15 protein-coding genes are annotated in these 16,305 nt (G+C 28.8%); 3 read left to right on the top strand and 12 right to left on the bottom strand.

Features of this window, described 5'->3' with window-relative positions; genetic code table 11:
• Positions 1-173: 173 nt before the first annotated feature.
• The 3 genes from PNO30_RS02880 to PNO30_RS02870 are packed head-to-tail and all read left to right on the top strand — an operon-like array spanning position 174 to position 2,633.
• Complete coding sequence (locus tag PNO30_RS02880; RefSeq protein WP_271987091.1) at positions 174-998, top strand: phosphate/phosphite/phosphonate ABC transporter substrate-binding protein; 825 nt, start codon at positions 174-176, stop codon at positions 996-998.
• Between the two features lie 2 nt (positions 999-1,000).
• Positions 1,001-2,176 (top strand): cobalamin-independent methionine synthase II family protein, encoded by a 1,176-nt coding sequence (locus PNO30_RS02875; protein WP_271966137.1) that lies wholly within the window; start codon positions 1,001-1,003, stop codon positions 2,174-2,176.
• Positions 2,169-2,633, top strand: a complete 465-nt coding sequence (locus PNO30_RS02870; protein ID WP_271987090.1) for an OsmC family protein — start codon at positions 2,169-2,171, stop codon at positions 2,631-2,633. The genes PNO30_RS02875 and PNO30_RS02870 overlap by 8 nt, the downstream gene beginning before the upstream one ends.
• Positions 2,634-2,761: 128 nt before the next feature.
• Here PNO30_RS02870 and ftsZ read toward each other — a convergent pair whose 3' ends face one another.
• From ftsZ to PNO30_RS02810, 12 genes are all read right to left on the bottom strand, one after another.
• Positions 2,762-3,853 carry a cell division protein FtsZ gene (gene ftsZ / locus PNO30_RS02865; protein WP_271966140.1) on the bottom strand — a complete coding sequence of 364 codons (1,092 nt, stop codon included), beginning with the start codon at positions 3,851-3,853 and terminating at the stop codon, positions 2,762-2,764.
• A 20-nt stretch (positions 3,854-3,873) separates the two neighbouring features.
• Positions 3,874-5,247, bottom strand: a complete 1,374-nt coding sequence (gene ftsA / locus PNO30_RS02860) for a cell division protein FtsA (protein WP_271987089.1) — start codon at positions 5,245-5,247, stop codon at positions 3,874-3,876.
• 231 nt (positions 5,248-5,478) lie between these two features.
• A complete protein-coding gene (locus PNO30_RS02855) occupies positions 5,479-6,444 on the bottom strand; it encodes a cell division protein FtsQ/DivIB (RefSeq protein ID WP_271987088.1) in 966 nt (321 codons plus the stop codon).
• A 6-nt stretch (positions 6,445-6,450) separates the two neighbouring features.
• Entirely contained in the window at positions 6,451-7,791 is a 1,341-nt protein-coding gene (gene murD / locus PNO30_RS02850; protein ID WP_271987087.1) for a UDP-N-acetylmuramoyl-L-alanine--D-glutamate ligase, read from the bottom strand.
• 1 nt (position 7,792) lies between these two features.
• Entirely contained in the window at positions 7,793-8,776 is a 984-nt protein-coding gene (mraY, locus tag PNO30_RS02845; RefSeq protein ID WP_102170332.1) for a phospho-N-acetylmuramoyl-pentapeptide-transferase, read from the bottom strand.
• Positions 8,777-8,785: 9 nt separating this feature from the next.
• Positions 8,786-10,792, bottom strand: coding sequence for a penicillin-binding transpeptidase domain-containing protein (locus PNO30_RS02840; RefSeq protein WP_271987086.1), 2,007 nt, complete (start codon positions 10,790-10,792; stop codon positions 8,786-8,788).
• A gap of 192 nt (positions 10,793-10,984) precedes the next feature.
• The gene (locus PNO30_RS02835; protein WP_003145776.1) at positions 10,985-11,311 is read right to left on the bottom strand and encodes a cell division protein FtsL; all 327 of its coding nucleotides are present in this window, start codon (positions 11,309-11,311) and stop codon (positions 10,985-10,987) included.
• A 16-nt stretch (positions 11,312-11,327) separates the two neighbouring features.
• Positions 11,328-12,263 (bottom strand): 16S rRNA (cytosine(1402)-N(4))-methyltransferase RsmH, encoded by a 936-nt coding sequence (gene rsmH / locus PNO30_RS02830; RefSeq protein ID WP_271987085.1) that lies wholly within the window; start codon positions 12,261-12,263, stop codon positions 11,328-11,330.
• A gap of 11 nt (positions 12,264-12,274) precedes the next feature.
• Positions 12,275-12,706: a division/cell wall cluster transcriptional repressor MraZ gene (mraZ, locus tag PNO30_RS02825; RefSeq protein ID WP_048802591.1), complete on the bottom strand. Its 432-nt coding sequence runs from the start codon at positions 12,704-12,706 to the stop codon at positions 12,275-12,277.
• A 149-nt stretch (positions 12,707-12,855) separates the two neighbouring features.
• Positions 12,856-13,740 carry a primosomal protein DnaI gene (gene dnaI / locus PNO30_RS02820; protein WP_271987084.1) on the bottom strand — a complete coding sequence of 295 codons (885 nt, stop codon included), beginning with the start codon at positions 13,738-13,740 and terminating at the stop codon, positions 12,856-12,858.
• Positions 13,740-15,116: a DnaD domain protein gene (locus PNO30_RS02815; RefSeq protein WP_271987083.1), complete on the bottom strand. Its 1,377-nt coding sequence runs from the start codon at positions 15,114-15,116 to the stop codon at positions 13,740-13,742. Before PNO30_RS02815 ends, dnaI begins: the two co-directional genes overlap by 1 nt.
• Positions 15,109-16,104 (bottom strand): hypothetical protein, encoded by a 996-nt coding sequence (locus PNO30_RS02810; protein ID WP_271987082.1) that lies wholly within the window; start codon positions 16,102-16,104, stop codon positions 15,109-15,111. The genes PNO30_RS02815 and PNO30_RS02810 overlap by 8 nt, the downstream gene beginning before the upstream one ends.
• Between the last annotated feature and the right edge of the window lie 201 nt (positions 16,105-16,305).

Here is a 16,305-nt window from a genome sequence, read left to right as displayed (position 1 = left end):
AACTCATAGACGCAGTGGTTTATTGATATCTAAATTCGCTTTATAAAAGCTTTTTAGATATCTAATAAACTGTGCGGGGGTGACTCGACAAAATCTTGTTTCTTAAGAAATCACGATTTTTGAGTCACTCCCCTTTATTTAAAAAATAAAAATAAGAAAAGAGGAATAATATTATGTCAAAATTAAAAGTTGGAGCTGTAATCTATGACCCAAAAGTAACTGTAATTTGGGGAATTATTGCGAAATTTTTTGAGGATGAAGACTTTCCTATTGAACCAGTTTATTACAAAGATTACAAAGGTCAAGTTGATGGTTTATTAGCTAAAGAAATTGATGTAGCTTGGAATTCTCCTTTAGCATGGTTAGATACTCACCTACGCACTAACGGAAATGCGTTAAATGGTTCTATGCGTGATACTGACCGTGATCGTAGTTCATATTTAGTAGTAAAAGCTAATAGCAATATTAACTCTATCCAAGACTTAAGAAATAAAACAATAGGTTTCGGTGCAATTGATTCACCACAAGCAAGATTAATTCCTATTAACCATCTTCACAAAAATGGATTAGAATTTAAAACAGATTATATAGAAAAACGTTTCGATATCGGTGTCGGACTTCATGGTGACCATGTCGGTGGAGAACTTGATTCAGCAATAGCTTTAAAAAATGATGAAGTAGCTGCTACGTGGATGCTAGATTTAAACTATAATGCTTGGATTGCAGATGGAACTCTAGATAAAAATCAGGTGAAAATTTTATCAAAAACAGATTTCTTTGATCACTGTATCTTCTCAGGACATCCAGAATTAGACGTAGCTCGTTTTGAAAAATTTATAGAAGTATTACACAAAATGAATTACAATAATCCTGAGCATAAAGAAATGATGGATATGGAAGGATTAAAAGAATGGGTATCTGGTCGTACTTCTGGGTTTAAACAACTTACTGAAGCCAATGAATATTTAGATTTTTTTAAAGAGTTTCATGGTGAATAATTATGACTAATTCATCTTTCTTAGTTTCTCTTCTTGGCAGTATGCCTCGTAGTAAAAAACTATTGACCGCAAAACGAAAATTAAATAAAGGAAATATCGACTTAAAAACATATCAAGAAATCCTAGCTGAAGAAACAAAATACGTAATAAATCTTCAAGAAAATAATAATATTGATATTATTACAAATGGTGAATTAAGTCGTGATAACTATGTTTCATTTATAGCTGAAAAACTTAACGGTGTTACTATGATGAGTATGGCTGATATGTTTGACTACATTGAGGATAAACAAGGTTTTGAACAAATACTAGAAATATTAGATGTTCCTGCAATTAGTATAAAAAACGCAATTTGTACAGGAAAAGTAAAATATAATAAACCTCTAGTAGCTGATGAAATGATTGAACTAAAAAAATTAACCGATAAGAAAATCAAGGCAACATTACCAGGTCCTTATTTAATAACTAGGTCCATGTGGTTACCTGCTCTATCAAAACAATATTACGATAGCAAAGATTCTCTAGGAGAAGACATAATTAAAGTATTAAAAGAAGAAATTGATTCATTAGCAAAAATAGGCATAGATGTTATTCAATTTGATGAACCTGTACTAACCGAAGTGGTATTTTCTGAAGGTAAGACAAGATCTTTTATGTGTGCAGCATTATCTGAGAAAAAAGATCCTACTGAAGAATTAAAATTTGCTACTAAATTAATTAAATCTGTAATTGATTATGCTAAAGAAAAAGAAATATTAGTTTCTCTTCATGTTTGTCGTGGTAATTGGAGTCGTGATGAAAGTATTCTACTTACTGGACCTTATACTCCTCTACTTCCATTATTCGAAGAAACTCTTCCTAATATACTTACATTAGAGTTTTCTACTCCTCGTGCTGGAGAAATATCTTCATTATTCAGTAGTACTTTAATAAGGGATAATTGTATACTAGGATTAGGTGTTATGAATCCAAGGACAGACGATATAGAACCATTAGAAGATATCCTAAATCGTGTAGAAGAAGTAATGCAATATATTCCTAAAGAAAGAATTTGGTTAAATCCTGACTGTGGTTTTGCTACATTTGCAAATAGACCGGTAAGTACAATGGAGATAATTGATAAAAAATTAGCTCGCCTAAATGAAGCTAAAATTACATTGAGGAAACTATATGAGTAATCTATATGAATCTAAAAATTATGATTTAACTTTTAGAGGAATTTTATTTAGTAATATATTTAAGATGTACACTAATAATGATTGTATAAGTATATCTAGTGAAATTAGTTTTGACATTAATGCTGATTATGCAAGTAGTATTAATTATTTTGCAGCTTCTATCCTAGGTGGAATTGCCCATAGTATTGTATCACAAAGCAAACAACTTAATATTGATATTGAAGAACTTGAAGGAAAAATACATCTAAATTTAAAAAACCCACTTTCGCTAATCGGTGTTAAAGGATACGACGAAGAACCAAAAATAGATTTTTGTAACATTACATATTATCTATATGCTGATTATGATGAAAATGATTTACTAAAATTTTGTAATACAGCTCTTAATAAATCATTTATATACAACACTTTAAAACATGTAATTAACTTCGATATAAAATTTATTTTAATAGAATAAAATTCAAAAATATCCTGATAAAAAACAAATTTATCAGGATGTTTTAATTAAATATTATAAAATATATAATTTTAAAATGAAGCATATAAAAAGAAAATCAGATATTTATCCGATTTTCTTTCTTATTATTAGATTTCTCTTCTTGTTCTTCTTCTTGGACGTGGGTACATTTCTTGTTCTACTTCGTTTTTACCGTATCCACTTGTGAACGAGCTAGCTTCTGGTTGAGCTGGACGTTGTGCTAAGATATCTCTTTCAACACTTACTCCATCTTCTTCAAATCCAGTAGCGATTACTGTAACGATGATTTCATCAGTTTTTTCTAATTCTTCGTTAAATACTGTACCGAAGATCATGTTCACTTCGTCATCACTTGCCTCTTGAACGATACTTGCAGCCGCTTGAGCTTCAAATAAACTTAATGATGGACCACCAGTAATGTTTAATAACACACCTTTAGCTCCAACGATTGATGTTTCAAGTAATGGAGATGAAATAGCTTTTTTAGCTGCTTCGATAGCTCTGTTTTCACCTGAAGCTACCCCGATACCCATTAATGCAGAACCTTGATCAGCCATAATTGCTTTAACATCAGCAAAGTCAAGGTTAACTGTACCTGATACATTAATTAAATCAGAAATACCTTGAACCCCTTGACGTAACACATTATCAGCTTCAACAAAAGCTTGCATCATTGGAGTAGATTTATCTACGATATCTAATAATCTATCGTTAGGAATAACGATAAGTGTATCTACAGCACCTTTAAGTGAGTTAATTCCAGCTGTAGATTGTACTTGACGTTTTTTACCTTCAAAGTTGAATGGACGAGTAACAACACCTACAGTTAAAGCACCTAATTCTTTAGCAATACTTGCTACGATTGGAGCTGCACCTGTACCAGTTCCTCCACCCATACCAGAAGTAACGAATACCATATCTGCTCCTTCTAGCGCTTCTTCAATTTTATCTTTAGTTTCTTCAGCAGCTTTACGCCCTACTTCAGGGTTAGCACCTGCACCAAGACCTTTTGTTAATTTTTCACCGATTTGAATTCTTACGTCTGCTTTAGAGCGTTTTAAAGCTTGAGCATCTGTATTTACTGCGATAAATTCAACATTTTGAATTCCACTTTCTACCATTCGGTCAACGGCGTTACCACCACCGCCACCAACACCTACTACTTTAATTACTGCTGATTGATCAAATTCTTCAAACATTCTTTATTTCCTCCTGATTATTATTCAAAAAACGAATTATACATTTTAGTTATTTTATCGAAAAAGTTTTTATCTTCTTCTTTTTTCTCTTCTTCATAATAAGTTTCTTCTTCATGAACATCTTCATGAGTTTCACTTATCACTGGTGCTTCAACTTTTGAATTATTTACTGTAATTTCTTCCACTGCAGAAACATTTTCAAATGTTGAATTTGTATTTTTTATTGTCGGTACTTCATCAGTTACTTGATATCCAAACAATGATTCAATTTTGTAACTACTTGTTAATGTACCTACAACAACAGATAATTCTGGTGAATTAGCTCCTATGATTTTTGGCGAACCAATTCTTACATTCATTTTTCTTAGCATATCTTTTGCTAAGTCTAGAACACCAGGCATAAGTGTTGTTCCACCTGTTAACACAACGTTACCTTTTACTCTATTTATACCAGCTTTTCTTAATACATCGAATGAACGTAAAATAATCTCTTCTACAATTTCTTCAATGTAATCTGCTAATTCTTTTTGTGTATATGGTTCTTCATCTGGTTCTAAATTATCTAAGTCAATAATTACTTGTGGTGATGCTAAGTCGTAAAAAGCATGCCCTTGAGTAACTTTTATCTCTTCTGCACGTTTTAATGGGACATTTAAAACATCTGATATTGTACGTGTAATATCTTCACCTGCTAACTCAATTGATTGTGATAATTGAAGGATTCCATCTTCAAAATAACTCACAGTCGTAAGCCCTGCTCCAATATCAATAATTACTGATCCATAATCTTTTTCTTCATCATTTAATAGTAATTCACCTAATGAATGAGATGTACAGAATGTCTCGTTACAATCTAATCTTAGATTTTCAATACTTTTATATATTGTGTGAAGATGAGTTTTAGATGTTAAAACTCTATTTCCTGTTACCTCAAATGAATTATGAACAGTCATTCCTTTTGGTTTTCTAATATTTTCAATATCATCAAGACGATAGTAATCTGGAATTACTTGTACCACTTCTCTTTCTCGTGGTAATGGTAGTATTTTTGCTTCTTCAATTACTTCTTCGATATCTCTACCATCAATATCGTGTTTTGTATCAAATTTAATTTCCGCTACACTTTTTTTAATATGAGTGTGTATACTTGGAACTGCTACATATAATGATCTTATGTCCTTATTAGCTTCACTTTTCGCAATATCTATTGCTTTTTGAATATCTCTAGAGGCAGATTCTACATCAATAATGTTCCCTCGTTTAATAGCTGTTGTTTTTACAACACCAACACCGAGTATATTCAATTTTTCATATACTACATCTGCTATTATCACTTTTATACTAGATGATCCTAGATCTATTGAAGTATACAATTGTGAACTCAAGTCAAACACTCCTTCCTTTTAAACTTTGTTATTATAATAAAATTGTAAATACACACATATTTTATTTACACATACTAAATTATAACATAAAATTAGAAAAAAAAATATGAAAAACATCAAAAAAAATTAAATTTTATTAAAATATTTTTAATTTGTAATATAACGAATAAGTTTTTTTCTTTTATATAATTTTTCAATAAAAAAAGCATCCAAAATACAAAATTTAGGATGCTTTTATAACTATTCATTTTTCTTATTACGTGTTGATTGTTGTTTGCTATTATTGTTCTTGTTAGAAGAATTACTTTGACTATTTGTAGTAGAATTTTCAGATTTATTACTTTGTTGTAGTTTTTCTTCTTTTTCTACACTTTCATTATCTTTATTTGATTTCTCATCACCATTTAATCCCTGTCTTGCAAGCAATTTCTTAATACTATCGTTTCTTACTTTTTCTGTTTTTGGGGTTTCAAGGTATGCACCGTTTATTAAGTTTAAAGTAGTATTATTTTTATCTTCAATATATTTAGATATTTCTTCATAGTAATTCAACTTATCTGCAAAGCTTGCTCTTAACGCTTTAACTTTTTGACCATCTTTCATGTAAATAATTAGTCTATCATTTTCATCATTAATTATCTCAGATATTTGTAATCGTACTTCCTGTTTAAGTTTATTTAAGTTTTTGTAAACTTCTTCTAGTTTATTACTATCATCATTGAAATTTTCTATAATAGGTAAATTGTAATTGTTTCTAATTTTTCCTGAATATGGTTTCCCATTTTCCATTATTATCTCTAAACTACCATCTTCTTTTTTATTTTGTGCAATAAAACTATACTCTTCTACCTGCACTTTTATAGAAGAAGGCAATTTAGATTTTACTGTTACTGATTTAAATATATCAAATCTTGATTTTATATTATTTTGAATTTCATCATCTTTTATAGACCATGTTCGAAGACTATTGTTAATGTTCCCTGCCTCGAGTATTTCTTCTTTAGTAATTTGATTGTTACCTTCAACTTCAATTGTTTTTAATTTTAAATAACTACTAAATAAAAGCACAAATACTCCTATTACAATTAAAAATAAAGTTACTATATAAAATACTTCACGTCTTTTTTTTCTTTTAATTTTTTCTAATGAACTACGACGATTATCTTTGTTCATTTTTTCAAGTAACTTCCTATTCTTCTTGTTCATAGTTTTTTAATCCTCTTGAATAATCTTCTTAAATGTTGCTATAAATTCATCTCCACGATCTTCAAAACACTTATATTGATCCCACGATGCACATGCTGGTGATAATAATATTGTATCACCATTCTCTGCAAGTGAATTTGCTAGAATAGTAGCATCATCAATTTTAATTGCTTTATGACAATCAACATTATTATCAATAGCTAAGTTATATAATATCTCTTTACTTTCACCTACTACTACCATAGATTTTACTCTTGGTAAATATGGAATTAACTCTTTAAAATCTATTCCTCTATCTTGTCCACCACAAACAAGTATTATATTTTTTTCAAATCCTGATAGTGCTCTAGTTGTTGCAACTGGATTTGTAGCTTTTGAATCATTGTAGAATTTTACTCCTTTATGTTCTCCTACAAACTGTAATCTGTGTTTTACTCCACTAAAAGCATAAAGAACATTTTGAATTGATTCTTTATCAGCACCCTTTATAAATGATATTACAGCAGCATTAATTGCATTTTCCACATTATGCATACCTGGAAGTGAGAGTTTAGTTATATCAAATAATTCCTCATTCTCAAAAATAACCATATTATCTCTTACATAGATATCTGCTTCTATATTTTCGTTTGTATCATAAAATAGCACTTTAGAATTAATTTTTTCTATATCATATTTATCTTTTTCATTAATATTCAAAATTAAGATGTCATTACTATCTTGATTTTTATAAATATTTCTTTTAGCATCACGATAATTTTCAACACTACCATGATAATCTAAATGCCCAACACCAAGATTAGTAATTACAGCTATCGATGGTTTGAAATATTTTGTTCCTTGTAATTGGAATGATGAAACTTCAGTAACTAATAATGAATTTGGATGGTTATATGCGATTTCAATTGAAGGATATCCAATATTACCAGCTAAAAATACATCTTTATTTGCAGCTTTCAGAATATCGAATGTCATCTGTGTAGTAGTTGTTTTACCGTTTGTTCCAGTAATAGCTACCATATCAATGTTAAACAATGTATTTGCTAATTCAATTTCAGTTATAATATCAATTTTCTTATCAATTGCTTTTTGTAAAAATTCTATTTGATATTTAATTCCTGGATTTTTTACTATTAAATCAATATTTTCTAAAAGTTCTAATGGATGCCCTCCATCAATTACTTTAACTCCTAATTCTCTCAACTCAGCTGCTTTTTCATCGGTACTTAAATCATCATATGCATTTAAAGTAACATCATATCCAAGTTTGTTTAAGATTTTTGCAGTTGAATAACCGCTTCTTGCAAATCCTAACACTAATATTTTTTTATCTTTTAAATTAATCATTTTAAATAACCCCTATAAAGTAACCTATAGCAGATGATATCACAGCTATGATTACAAAAATATAAACAGTTTTTACTTCACCATACCCAGATAATTCGAAATGATGATGTAAAGGTGACATTTTGAAAATTCTTTTTCCTGTTTTTTTGAAGTAAGCCACCTGAATTATTACAGATAAAGTCTCAAGTATATATACTAAACCTATAAATAAGAATGCTATCTCCTTATGTAAGATTACTGAAATCGCAGCTAAAATTCCACCTAAAGCTAAAGATCCAGTATCCCCCATAAAGATTTTTGCTGGATTTTTATTAAATAATAAAAATCCTAAAAGTGCTCCAACTATAGTCAGACAGAAAACTAATACAGGAAAATTATTTTCCTTATATGCTAATAAAGCAAATGTACTAGTGGTAATAATTGTCACACTTGTCGCTAGACCATCTAAGCCATCAGTTAAATTAACCGCATTAGAAAATCCTGTTTGCCAAAATACTAAGAAGATCAGATATAAATATGAAATATTAAGATTATAATCTAATCCTGGGATATGTATATAATTTATATCTTTATAAATAAATGTAACTAAGATATAAAATATTACAGAAAATAGTATTTGTAACATTAATTTTTTTCTTGGAGCAAGTCCATCATTTTTCTTCTTAACTACGATAAGCATATCATCTATATAACCAATAATTGAAAATGAGATAGTTGTATAAATGAATAAAATATAATATTGAATGTTTCCACTATCCAAGATCATTGCAATAATAAGTGAAATTACTATTGAAACTATAAAAGATATTCCTCCCATTGTTGGTGTACCTTTTTTATGCATATGACTTTGTGGCCCTTCTTCTCTAATTGCTTGTCCAAATTTTAGAACATGTAAATATTTGATTAATCTTGGTAGCATTAGCACTGTCAGAAAAAATGCTACCAATAATAACGATATAGCAAATACTGTATCTGAATTACTCATTTCGTTCTCCTAACTAAATTTTATTTTTATCTTGTCCCCTTTTTTTATATATCTCTGCGCAGGAATTGATTGTTGTTTTGCAAATCCATTCCCTTCAGTTTCAATATCTAAGCCGGCTAATTTAGCATAATTTATGACATCAATCTTAGACCATCCTATGAAATTAGGTAATACTATATTATTATCCGAAACTAACAGAAATACTCTTTCATCTTGTTTTATTACATTATCAGCCGAAGGATATTGTCCAATAATATTATTACCAGAGCCAATTGTTATGATATTTTTGGTTTTTTGTTGTAATTTTAGTACTGTTGAATTAACATTCTCGCCTACAACATTTTCCATTTGATAACTTTTTACAGTATCACTATCATTTGATTTTTTTACATTTAAGTAATTTAATGTATTTTCCATTATCGGTTTAAAAATCTCAGAGGCTCCGTATGCACTACTAGCACCTAGCTGTTTCGTTGGTAATTTCATACCTACATATAAAATCACCTGTGGATCTTCACTAGGTGCATATCCGATAAATGAGTGCATTACTTTAAATGGACTCTTATAATATGTCCCTGTCTTAGGATCGACTACCTCAGCGGTTCCAGTTTTACCAGACGTACTGTAGTTATCCACGGCATATCGCTTACCACCTTGTGCCCAAGATCCATTAACAACTCCGTATAGTTCTTCTTTCATTATATCTGCTGTTTGTTTTGATATTGGATTCCCAACTACTGTTTTCTTTCCAATATTAACATCTTTATTCAATGTTTTATCATGAACTCGCTGTAAGAAATACGGTGCTAGCATTTGACCATCATTCAAAATTGCCGTCTCTGCTTGAACCATCTGCATTGCCGTAACTGTACTACCTTGACCAAATACAGTAGTCGAAGCAGATACTTTGTTATTAAATACTAAATCTCCTGTTGCTTCATTTCCATAAAGTGAATTCGTACTTCTTCCAAATCCAAAACTTTCTAAACCACTTTTTAGTTTTTCAGTCCCTAATTCATTTAAAAGTGTTAACATCAATGTATTTGAAGATTGTTGGAATCCATGACGTTGAGTTATTGTTCCCCATCCAGTTTTATTCCAGTCAAAAATAGTAGCATCATCTACTTTGTATGAACCAGATCTATAGTAGGCTTCTGGATTATAAATTTTATTTTCAACCATTATTGACATAGTAAAAGTTTTTAAAGTTGAACCAGGTTCATAGGCTGAATTATAAAATATATTTGACCAAGCGCTTGAAAGATTTTCTTGAGTATTTGGATTAAATGCTGGAGTTTGTCCTAAGCCTAGTATTTCTCCTGTTTTAGGACTAATTACTATCGCAAATGCACTTTCTGGTTCATATTTTTCATGAATATCTTTCAAAGTATTATCAATAAATCCTTGAATATTTTTATCAATAGTTAAATAGATATCCGCACCATCAACAGGTTTAATCTCTACTTTAGGTATATTAGAAACTACTTTCCCCCATGCGTCTTTAGCATAAGTAATATGACCTTCCTTACCTCTTAAATAGTAATCAAATGTTTTTTCAACACCTAATCGACCGGTAATTAAATCACTATCAGGTGAATTTTGTGCGAAGCCTAAAAAGTTTCCTAACATACTTCCATTAGGATAATATCTTTTTGTCGTTGCTATAAATTCTATTCCAGGAAGTTTTAGCTCTTCTATTTTTTTCTTATCTTCAACACTAATATCTTTACCAGCTGTTCCAAATTCAACTTGATATACACCTTTTTTATTAAGTATTTCTTTTATTTTACTTCTATCTAATTTGATAAATTTAGATAATTCATCTGCAGTTTTATCTACATCAATAACATGACGTGGATTTGTATCATCTTCAGTTGCTTTATCTGATACTACTGCAACTATCTTGTAAGATTCAATATTATCTGCCAGTATATTCCCATTTCTATCGAAGATTTTCCCACGATTTGGTTGTAAACTACTGTCAATTTTATATTTTTTATCTGCTAATTCTGTCAAATTATGGCCCCTAACAGTCCCTATTAGCATCATTTGTCCAATATTTAATATTAATATCCATACAAAGAAAAAAACAAAAATTAGAAAAAATACAATTTTTGTTCTTTCTCGAGAGATATAATCTTTTCTTTCTAAACTTTTTCTATCTTCCAAAAACTTTAAAGTTAATATTTTCTTAAAAAGTTTTATCAATTATCTCACTACCTTTATACTATCTTTTTGAGTCTTCATTCCTACTGTCTCAGCAATTTTTTTAACTCTTTCGTAAGATGACAGATTGTTTATCATAACTTTTTGTTCGTTATTATTTTTTTGTTTTTCAGATATAACAATATCATTTTTTTGTTGAGCACTTCGTAGTGAATAAATCTCTCCCTTATAGTTTAACATAACTACGTTAGCAAGTAAAATAACTCCTACAAAAACTCCATAAGCAGTTTTTTCCAAAAAATTAAATTTCACTTTTTCTTGTACTTTTCGTACTCCATATTCTCTACTATATACCTTTAGTGTAGCCATAAATCTTTCCTCCCCTCTATTTTGTCTGTACTTCTGCCACCCTTAGTTTGGCACTTCTTGATCTATTATTCTCTTCTAATTCGATATCACTAGGATATATAGGTTTTCTCGTAATTACTTTTAATTTAGATAAACTTTCTTCTGGCATAATTGGTAGATTTTTGGGAATATCTTTTGCCTTTGCGTGTGAATTAAATATTTGTTTACAAATTCTATCTTCTAAAGAATGGAAAGTAATAACAGATATTCTTCCTCCTACTTTAACGATATCAATCGCTTGCTCAAGCGAATCCTCAAATACTGATAACTCATTGTTCACTGCAATACGAATAGCTTGGAATACTCTTTTGGCTGGATGTCCTCCAGTTCTTCTTTTGGCAGCAGGGATGGAATCTTTAATAATTTCTACTAATTCAAAAGTAGTTTCAATAGGTTTTTCTTCACGTTTTTTCTCAATATTTCTTGCTATTTGTTTCGAAAAATTCTCTTCTCCATAGCGATAGAATATTTTAACTAAATCATGATAACTATATTCATTAACTACTTCATAAGCACTGATTTTTGCATCAGTGTCCATTCTCATATCTAGCTTAGTATCATAATTGTAACTAAAACCTCTTTCTGGTGTATCTAATTGCGGTGATGATACCCCTAAATCATATAAAACTCCATCAACCTCATTAACACCATGTTCAGCTAACTTTCCTTTTAAATTAACAAAATTCGATTTAATAAAGACAACTTTATCACTGTATTCAGCTAATTTATTTTTGGCATTTTCTAAAGCTACAGTATCTTGATCAAAAGCATATAGTTTCCCATTTTTTAATCGTTTTAAAATTTCTAAACTATGCCCTGCTCCTCCCAAGGTACAATCTACATATATACCATTTTCTTTTATATCTAAGCCTTCAACAGCTTCATTTAATAATACACTATAATGTTTAAACATTTTCATCCATCCTAAAAATCAAAATCTTCTAATTCTTCTGCTATTTCTTCTACGCTAGCTTCACTTTCAACAAGTAAATCTTCCCAGCGATTCTTATCCCAAATCTCTATTCTATTTGATAAACCATTTACAACACACTCTTTATCTAAAAAAGCGTGTTCTATTAATGCGTTTGGAATATTAATTCTCCCTTGTTTATCTATTTCAACTTCAGTGGCTCCAGAAAAGAAGAAACGTTGGAAAGTACGAGCATTTTTCTTAGTGATAGGTAGTGATTTTATCTTACTTTCCACCTTTTGCCACTCTTGTAGTGAATAGCCAAATAAACAAGAGTCCAAACCTCTTGTAATAATAAATTTTTCACCTAGTTCATCTCTGAACTTTATTGGAATACTAAGCCTTCCTTTGGCATCCATTTTATTATTATATTGACCAATAAACACTACTTCTCACCACCTTACTTTTATAATTTACCACATTTCCCCACTTTTTTCCACTAATTTCTAAAAAAAAAATGAATTTTTTTGAATTTTTTACCAAAAAAATAACCAAGCATTTATAAACATAAAATTTTATAAATACTTGGTTTATTTTAATTATAATATTCTCTCTCGTTTTCACCATCTAAGAAATGTGATGAACATAAAGAATGTATTCTTTCAACTATTCTTAATGCCTTTGTTCTATCCACTGTTGTTCGCCCATTAGATAACAATTCACTTAAGTCATCTATACTTAAATTAGATGAAAAGAATGTAGGTAACTTTTCTGCTTCTCGATGATTAATAATTGGACCTAATACTTCGTCACGAATGAATTCAGTAATATTTTCCGCACCAATATCATCAATTATAAGTATCTCTTCATCTCTCACTAAATCTATATATAAATCATAACTATTATCACTTATTTTAGATTTTATCTTTCTAATAAATTCTGGATAATATAAGATAGTTGGTTCTTTTCCATTTTGTTTAAAATAATTGTATATAGAACCCATTAAATAGGTTTTTCCTGTACCTGTTGGTCCATATACATATACACCTCTTGAAGATTGGCCATTTAATATATTTCTACAAATTTTAATAATTTCTGTCGCTAAAATTCCCTTTTCTCTACTCCTAGATAAATTTTCAAAAGTGTATGTTAAAACTCTTTTTGGTATAAACTCTGTCTTTACCTTATTAGAAGTTTTCAAACTTGCTATTTTTTGCTTGTATTCTTCAGTCTCTTCGTATAATATATTAACTTCTTCATTACTAAAAATTAACTTAGGCTTATGTTCTATATTTAGTAGTTTATCTTTCGAAATATAAAATTGATAAAACTTTTCAAGATTATTTTCTATATCATTTTTTGTAAAATTATTGTCACGAATAAACTTAACAATTTCAGAGTCATTTAAAACTTTTTCCGATATAAATTTCTTAAATGAATCTTGAGTATTGCTAGCGACTATATTTGATAATTTTTTCACTACATATCCCTCTTATTATTCAATTCTTGCATCATTTTATTATATGCATCTTCATCTTCTTTAGTTACAACACGATCCTCTTTTTTCTTCGTAACATTAAAATTACTTTGGCGATTTTGAAGATACTCAGGAAACGGTGCATAGTTTCCTTTTTTGTTGTTTGAATAGCTCTTTTGTTGCTTAGACATCTTTTTATTCGATGTATCAATATTTTTCTTATAATTTCTATTATTTCTTACAAAATCAATTGCATCCTTTGCACCTAAAAGTTTTTGTGCACTCCAGGAACTAGCTATCTTATCAATATAATTTATATGTGGTATCGAATTATTTCCTGTTTGATTAATAGAGTATTCTAATAAAATATTTAATACTCCAGTAGGGAAATTATATTTACTTTGTAATTCACCAATATTCTTTGCATCAATATTAGAAACTACAATACCTTTTTGTTTGTTAAGAAATGTTATAAAGTTAGTATTATCCACTTCTTTAATAAATAATTCTTCCTCAGTAAGTTTCTCTTCCTCAATATTAGCTAAATTTTTATTTACCATACGTTCTAATGTAGGTACTTCTTGTTTTCTTACATTAACATTCAATTGTACTATATAATCTGTTAAAACTTTTATATTAATTTCACTAGCTCCATTAGTAATTTCAACTGATTTTTCAATTGCCTTAGACATATCTTGAGGATCCATTTTATAAATATGTGCCAAACCTAAAATCTTGTTCTTTACTTCATCATTTGAGATAACTTCAGTTAGATAACTATTTGCTAAATAATAATTTAATTTATCGAAATCAAAATAATACTCATCAAAATTAGGCCCAGAAGTAACTTTATTTTCCAAATAATCAAAACCAAAATCATTTAAGTTTTCTAAATGGAAGACATCTGAAAACTTAGAAGTTATTTCTTCAAAACTTCTAAAACTTACTTTATCTAGGGAATAATAATTACTTAATTCTTTATATTCAGCACTCCCTATAGTGTTTTCTAATAATTGAGCCAAAACAGGTGTTCCGAAGAATTGAGAAAAATTTAAAGCTTGCTTAATCTTATAAACAAATTGACCTACTCCGTTGTTATCAATATAAAAAGTTTGAAGTAGACCAATTGCTTCCAATTTCTTTCTTGCGACAATGAACTTATGATTAGATAAAGCTAAATTATCTAATATATCGTAGTGCAAATAATTCTTTGAAAGATTTTTATCACTAAGCATTTTACTCCCTAAAAAATTATATAAACTTATAGCATCATTACCTAATAATGGTAGATATAGTAAGTTTAACTCTTTAGAGTATTCTGAAATATCATAGTCATTATAAACACAATAAAAATCCTTAACAGAAAAAATATTATTCATGTTTTTCATCCATTACTTCTATTATTATTTGCGTATATTCTAAAGCATAGATGAAATCTTGATTATAATCATATTTAATCTTATCATCGTTTCTCAATGGTGCAAAGAAAGATTTTACTAAGATTGGATATATATTAGATAAAAGCAATTTTGCGTTATCATTTTCATAAAGTGCTCTTAAGAAATTAAATACTTTGTACACGCATTCTAGAAATTCTTCTTTAGTTGGTGTATTTATATTAGTGTAACTTTCAATTTTTGTTGAAAAACTAAGTATATTCTTTTTATCATTTTTAGCCACAAAAGTTCTCAAATCATCTATTAATTCATACATATAATTAAAGAATGATTCGAAATCTTCTAGATACTCATTATTAATGATTTGAGACTCATTTTTTAATAACAATTTATTAATATTATAATCAGTAACAAAAAGATAAATCTTATAAAGATCAGAGTATTCAACATCACTTAATTTTTGATAATCTTGAACTATATCATTTAAACTCTTACCATCTTTGTAAATATTATACAATGTATTTAACCATATAAATTCATCAAGTTTCTTATTATTGATTAAAGTTACTAGATAATTATTAAAACTATACTCTTTTTCATCTTCAAAAAGAATAGAAGTCCTACTTTCAATTCTAGATAAAATTGTATTGAATTCTTTTACTGAATCTTCATCAACAATTATTTCATCAAAGTTAGGTTTTAAATCAGCTTTAATACGTCTAAATTCATCTGCACTATTATCAAGGTTATCTAATCTCTCCTGATAAACTTCATTATATCCAGGCTTATGTGAATGATAATATGTTTCTATTGCTTTATTAAATACTAGAACTTTCTCTAAAATTTTTATGTATGCAACTTTAATACTTTTATTATCTGAAATTTTATTAATCAATTTTAATGCGTTCAATATGTCTTTTTTATTCTCACTAGTAAGTACTAATGTTTTTTCATCTTCTAAATAAAACATGCTCAAACCTCCAATTATATATTACTATACTATGATACTCTATTTTTGAAAGAAAATCAAAATATATGAAATTAAAATAAAAAAAGAACCTTCCAAAAGGAAGGCCCTCACTGTTGCCTGGCAACGTTCTAGTCTCACAGGGCGTAAGCCCAACTACATTCGACGCTAAAGAGCTTAACTTCTGTGTTCGGTATGGGTACA

The organism is Gemella haemolysans, from assembly GCF_028308085.1.
In the GTDB taxonomy this organism is placed as follows: Bacteria; Bacillota; Bacilli; order Staphylococcales; family Gemellaceae; genus Gemella; species Gemella haemolysans_D.
This window is presented reverse-complemented; position numbering and strand designations above follow the sequence as displayed.